General features: G+C 69.5%; 2 protein-coding genes. One reads left to right on the top strand and one right to left on the bottom strand.

The genetic code is table 11. The features are described 5' to 3' along the window. On the top strand, positions 1-1,690 hold a 1,690-nt coding region (locus VFZ20_RS18390; protein ID WP_329685386.1), incomplete at its 5' end, for a WD40/YVTN/BNR-like repeat-containing protein. 109 nt (positions 1,691-1,799) lie between these two features. Here the strand turns inward: VFZ20_RS18390 and VFZ20_RS18395 are convergent. Then, a partial coding sequence (locus tag VFZ20_RS18395; RefSeq protein ID WP_329685387.1) for an ATP-binding protein occupies positions 1,800-4,267 on the bottom strand: 2,468 nt, incomplete at its 5' end.

A 4,267-nucleotide genomic window follows, 5' to 3' on the forward strand; every position in this document is an offset into this window, starting at 1 on the left:
CCGGACTGGCACGCGCAACCCCGGACGCCCCTCCATGCGCTTTCGCGGACTTCCGGCCCTGGTCCTGCTCGCCGCCGCGGCCTGCGGTGTGACCGACGCCCCCACGCTCGCCACTCCCGAAGGCGACGCGCCGTCGCGGACCATCTATCACTGGACCAGCGGCGGAACGGAGGGCTTCTACTTTTACGACGGTGGCCCGCCGGCCGGCGCCACCTCCGCCCCGTTCGACCCGAACGTGCAGCCCACCGTGCGCATCTGCCGTGTGACGGGCGGCAGCTGCGGGCCCACGCTGGCCACCTTCACCCGCACGACCGGCTCGTACGGCCGCCTGGTGACGGTGGACACGGCGGCCCAGGAGTACGACGTGACGTGGCCCACGGGCTCCACGGGCGCCCAGCCGGGGCAGGTGTACCGCGTCTCGGTGACGGCCGGCGGGCGCGAGCTGGGCTTTCTGGACGTCTACATGATCACGCACTGGACGGAGCTGTTCACGACGGACGCGTCGCAGTACGTGGCGTGGGCCGCGGGCGTGAACCTGCCCATCTCGTTCCGCATCGAGCAGGGCGTCCCCGGCTCCATCACCCTTTCGTCCAGCTCCGTCACCCTGAACGTGGGGGACGGCACGCCCATCACGGCCACCCTGCGCGACCTGCGCGGCCAGCCCATGAGCGGGCCCGTGTACTGGGAGATGGAGCCCACGTCGTCGCCCCAGGCGGCCGTGCTGGACAGCGGGCTGGTGGTGGCGCAGGCGCCCGGCACGGCCACGCTGTGGGCCTGGAACGCCGACATCGTCGTGCAGATCCCCGTCACGGTGACGGATACGCGCCGCGCGTGGACCACGCAGACCACGCCGGACAACCAGGGCAACCGCGGCCTGTGGGGATCGGCCGCCAACAACGTCTATGCCGCCAACCACACGGGGATGCTGCGCTGGAACGGCACGTCGTGGTCGCACGTGGCCGCGCTGCGCTGGCGCACGCTGTACGACGTGTGGGGCTCGTCCGCCAGCAACGTGTGGGGCGTGGGCGACAAGGGCGAGCTGGTGCGCTGGGACGGCACCGCGTGGTCGCTCTTCCGCTACGACGGCACGGCGGTCACCGCCAAGGGATTCGGTGATTTCGATACGCCGGCGCGGTCGTACAGCCTGCGCGCCGTATGGGGCAGCTCGGCAAGCAACGTCTTCGCCGTGGGCGACAGCGGCGTGGTGCTGCGCTACAACGGCAGCGCGTGGACGCGGATGACGACGCCCACGACCGCGCAGCTGACGGACGTGTGGGGCAGCGGCGCCAGCGACGTGTACGCCACGACGGCGGCGGGCCAGCTGATCCGCTACAACGGCAGCGCGTGGTCCGCGGTCTCCGCCGTGCAGGCCCCGGGCGCGCTGTGGGGCGTGTGGGGCACGGCCTCCAACAACGTCTACGCCGTGGGCGACGGCGGGCTGATGTACCGCTACGACGGCGCCGGCTGGCAGCGCGTGCGCCTGCCCACGCGCTCGGCGCTCTACGCAGTGGGCGGGACGGGCGCGAGCAACGTGTTCGTGGGCGGCGCGGACGGCGCGCTGTACCGCTACAGCGGCACTGCGTGGATCCCGGAAAAGGCGCTGGGCGGCAACAGCCTGGTCCGCGGCTTCTGGGGCACCGGCACGGACGTCTTCACGGCCGGCAACGGCGGCCTCATCGCCAAGCGCTGACGATCGCCATCCGCCGCAGACGACGGAACGGGCCGGATCTCACGAGGAGATCCGGCCCGTTTCGCCTTCGACGAGCACTCCGTCGTACGGCACCGTCGCGGCGGTCTCCTCAGGAGGGAGTTAGCGCGGGTTCCTGGGCGTGTGGCAGCAGGTCCTGGCGCAGACTCTTCAGCATCGCAGCCGATGAACGGGGGTACTCGACGGCCGAAAGCTGAGCAAGGGTCAGCTCTCGCTCGACGGCTTCTGTGAGCGGGCCGGCAATCTCGGTGCTCCAGATCTGCTGCTGGCGGGCTTGCCCGTTCGCATCCAGCCGTGCCGCGGCGAACCGCGCCATCTCCGCCCGCCCGCGCTTCACGACCTCCTTCGCTGTCTCTATACCCGTACCGCACGCAAGAAGGTGCAGCGCATATTCCGACAGCAGCTCGGGGCTGTCGAAGCGGTTCAGCAGGCGGCTGGCATAGGCGGGCTCCGCGAGCGTCGCCTTCTCGCGGAGCAGCTTTTCAACGGTACTGGCGCGGAACTGCTTCAGGCTCCGGCGGTCCGGGCGTGCCGCTGCCTGGATGAGCGCCGGCCGGTGCTGCAAGATGTCGCGCGCCAGCCGCTCGCAGAACGAGTCCAGCACCAGCCAGGGCCATCCAGCCGTGCGCTGAGCCAGCCGCCAGGTCCATTTCCGGATCCAGCGCCGAAAGCGCTCCCAGTCCGGCCGGTCGTCGCCGATGCCCGTTTCGAGCTCACGGGCGACCGCGTCCAGGTGCCTTCCGATGGTGGCAAGCCGCGTGTGCCAGTCGGGATACACGACAGCCACGCGGCGGTCAATGCGCCCCTTGCGCATGAGCGCCGGCTCGATGTTCTCCACGAAATTCGTGCCGAAGACAAAGCAGATCTCCTGGTGCGGACAGGCGGAACGAAGATCCTGCAGCCGGTTCAGCATGGCCGGGATCACCAGGTCCATGAAGCGCTTTCCGCCCTCTCCGCCACGGCGCAACAACAGGTCGTCGATCTCGTCGAACAGGATGGTGGCGGACCGTACGTGGCTCAGGAGATCAAAAATGAGCCGTGCCTCCGAATCGATCCGGTCTTCTCCCAGCCGGGTGAAATCCGCGGGGGTGATGCGGATGAGGCGCGGCTCCCTCCACCCCCAGCGCTGCGACTCGCGCCACATTTCCCGCGAGAGCGCTTCCGAAAGCACGGTCTTGGACGATCCCGGGGGTCCGTGCAGGACCAGCGAGTACGTGCCTCCCTTGTGAAATCCCCGCGCGCCGCGCGCCATCCCCGACAGAAAAGTGTGGAGCCGGGAGCCGTGGGAGCGATTCAGGTCCACGGGGAACACCGCTTCCAGCCGCTTGCCCTCGCGCGGCACGGTGAAGCGCTTCTGGCACAACTCCCACAGCCTGTGCTCGACCATGTTCCGCACTTCCAGCAGCACGTGGATGTTCAGCGCGGTCGTCGGCACGTGGATACGCGCCGGCTGCCGAACCCGGTCGGCGCTCCACCCCGTGGCCGGCTCCCGGTTCTCACGGCGAACGGTGCGGCGGGTGCGCTCCAGCCAGTCCACGTACGAAAAGAGCGCTGCGTCGGCTTCCACCACCGAGGGTTGGCGCTCGATGGCGCTCGTGAGCGTCCACAGCACGTCGGCCGTCGCTGGCCACGTTCCCAGTGCTCCGACCGAAAAGAACGGCCGGCCCAGGCGCCAGCTGCCGTCGGACCAGACCGCATCCAGCGCCCGTTTCACGGCGTCGCGGACCTGGATGGGCGTGCTCATCAGGTCGTAGCGCACGGCCACGGCCATACCGCTCACGAGTTCCGCCGGGTCGAAGTCGGTGATGTTCTGCGCGCTGGCGAACGCGATCTCGCGGTCCACGATTGTCTTGCACCAGCGCGCCGCGTGGCGGATGGGGTCGTCAAACCCGTCCGCCACGTCGCGGTTGCTGTCCGCGAGTGCTTTGAACGCCAGTTCCACCGCCGCGCTGCGCGCTCCGGGGGCGGCGCCCGGGGCGAGCATGGCGGCGAGCCCACTCGCCATCCCCAGGTCGTTGAGCGCGCCGTCGCACAGCTTGAGCGCGCGCCGGGCGGCATCGGCCAAGTCGGCGAGGTACCTTCGCTTTCGCGGATCCCCGTCCCGAAAGGACTTGTTGAGCAGCAGCCCGTACGCGCCGCCGGCGAGCCTGCCGATGGCGCGAGAGGTCGGGCGCGCCAGCATGTCACGTTTGAGCCGGGTGATGACTTGGTTCCCCTCCTCCAGGATGACGCCGGACGTCTCGCTGACGGTCTGCACGGCGTGCTCCAGGATGGCGAGCACCTGTTCCAGGGACTGCTGCAACGGGCTGGAAAGGGAAAGCGAATCGCACAGGACGCCGATCTCCTTCTCCGCGGACTCGAACGCCGTGCGGCTGATCGCGATGTCCTTCATGAAGAAGAGGCGCGTTCGCAACTCCTCCAACTCGGCGTTGAACTGCCAGCGCTGGTAGGGAGTCGGGTACTCGTCCAGCGCGAACGTCCTCAGGCGCGCCACGCTCTCGCCGATCCCCGACAGGAGCTTGGCCCGGCGGGTACAGATCTCCCGCAACTCCAGGATGG

The sequence above is a fragment of the Longimicrobium sp. genome (assembly GCF_036280135.1).
Lineage (GTDB): Bacteria > Gemmatimonadota > Gemmatimonadetes > Longimicrobiales > Longimicrobiaceae > Longimicrobium.